This is a genomic window from Mediterraneibacter sp. ICN-202921 (genome assembly GCF_037890075.1).
GTDB lineage: Bacteria > Bacillota > Clostridia > Lachnospirales > Lachnospiraceae > Mediterraneibacter > Mediterraneibacter massiliensis.
Genome location: NZ_JBBKBE010000034.1, coordinates 1 through 1,972, shown reverse-complemented (window position 1 = coordinate 1,972; position 1,972 = coordinate 1). Strand labels below are relative to the sequence as shown.

General features: G+C 40.9%; 1 protein-coding gene. It reads left to right on the top strand.

Features of this window, described 5'->3' with window-relative positions:
• The first annotated feature begins 133 nt into the window (after positions 1 to 133).
• Positions 134 to 1,882: an IS1634 family transposase gene (locus WKT01_RS13660; protein WP_340312755.1), complete on the top strand. Its 1,749-nt coding sequence runs from the start codon at positions 134 to 136 to the stop codon at positions 1,880 to 1,882.
• Positions 1,883 to 1,972: the final 90 nt, after the last annotated feature.

The window sequence follows — 1,972 nt, the reverse complement described above, 5'->3', positions numbered from 1 at the left end:
GGGAGTTTGACAGTTGAATAAAGAAAAAAACCTTACGATGCCTATAAAAAGGCACTTTTTTTGTCAAATTTTTTAAATTTATTAGTGCTTGTTTGTGCTAGTTGTGATATAATAAAAAGAAAAGAGGTTTTTTATGTACGTAAATATCACAGGTAGTGCAAACAACAAAGATGTATATATTTATCAGTCCTTCCGCAAAGAGAATGGAAAAACTTCCTCCCATATCTATAAAAAATTGGGAAAGATGAACGATCTCCTCGCACAATTCGACAATGATAAGGATAAGATGATGGCGTGGGCCAGAAACGAGGCAAAGAAAGAAACCGAACTTTATAATCTGAAAAATGGAAAAGTATCAGTGGACTTTTCACAAGGAGCTCGCATCCTAAAAAATGAACAGCGCCTTTTTAATACCGGATATCTCTTTCTCCAGTCTCTGGTTACAGAGCTCCGGCTGGATAAGATCTGTCGGGCGATCAAAAGTCGTCACAAGTATCAGTATGACCTGCTCGCTGTTTTTACGGATCTGATCTATGCACGCATTCTCCATCCTTCCAGTAAATGTGAAAGCTATGAGTACTGCAAAACTCTGCTGGAACCACCAAAGTATCATTTGCAGGATGTTTACCGCGCCCTTTCTGTTATTGCAGAAGAATCCGATTTTATACAAAGTGAGCTATACCGGAATTCCAACTTTGTCCATCCCCGGAACAAAAAAATCCTGTACTATGACTGCACAAACTTCTATTTCGAGATCGAGCAGGAAGATGAACTACGCAAATACGGCAAAAGCAAAGAACACCGACCAAATCCGATTGTCACCATGGGATTATTTATGGATGCGGATGGAATTCCTCTGTCTTTCGATATTTTTCCCGGAAACCAGAATGAGCAGACCACTTTAAAACCGTTAGAGCAAAAGATCATCCGGGATTTCAACTGCAGCGAATTTATTTTCTGTTCAGACAGTGGATTGGGTTCCCACAATAACCGCCGCTTCAATAGTTTCAGCCACAGGGCTTATGTAATCACACATTCCCTGAAAAAAATGAAGGCGGAAGAGCGAAAAGAAGCGATGAATCCCACACAGTTCCGCAAGATAGGAGCACAGAAGTTCATCGACCTTCGTACACTGGATGAAACAGATGAAGAAATCTATAACTCCGTTTACTATAAGGAATATCCCCTTATAACAGGAGATATGGATGAGACACTGATTGTTACCTATTCTCCGAAATATGCTGCTTACCAGAAAAAGATCCGGGAAGGTCAGATTGAACGGGCGCAAAAGATCTTGGATTCACCAGGAAAAAAGAGAAAAGGAACAAACCAAAACGATCCTATGCGGTTTGTAAAGCGTACGACTATTACGAAAGATGGAGAGATTGCTGAAAAAACAGTGTATGGACTTGATCAGGAACAGATAGAAAAAGAAGCAATGTATGATGGGTTCTACGCAGTAGTGACGAATCTGGAAGGAGACGTGGGTGATATCATCCGGATTAATCAGCAGCGTTGGGAAATCGAGGAAAACTTCCGGATCATGAAAGATGAACTCGGCTCCCGTCCCGCATTTGTCCGCCGAGAAGATCGGATCAAAGCCCATTTCATGACTTGCTATATCAGCCTGATTATTTATCGGCTCTTAGAGAAAAAGATTGGGAACAGATTCACTTGTGACCAGATCATCCAAACTCTGCGGGCCATGAATATGACCTTTTTAAGTGCTGCCAGTGGTTATATTCCTTCGTATACTCGCACGGAACTTACAGATGCTCTGCATCAGAGTTTTGGATTCCGTACGGATTACGAGATCATTACGAAAGCCTCTATGCGAACAATCATTAAAAATACAAAAATTTTAAAAAGACCTGAAATATAGCACATATCGATGCAAGACAAGAAACGGCTACACCTCCCATATTTACTGGGTTTGTAGCCGTTTTTTTCTCTTCTAACTGTCAAAGACGGG

What these genes read in the sequence shown, in the direction of transcription:
- WKT01_RS13660 (WP_340312755.1), top strand. Translation starts at nt 134, where the DNA reads ATGTACGTAAATATCACAGGTAGTGCAAACAACAAAGATGTATATATT.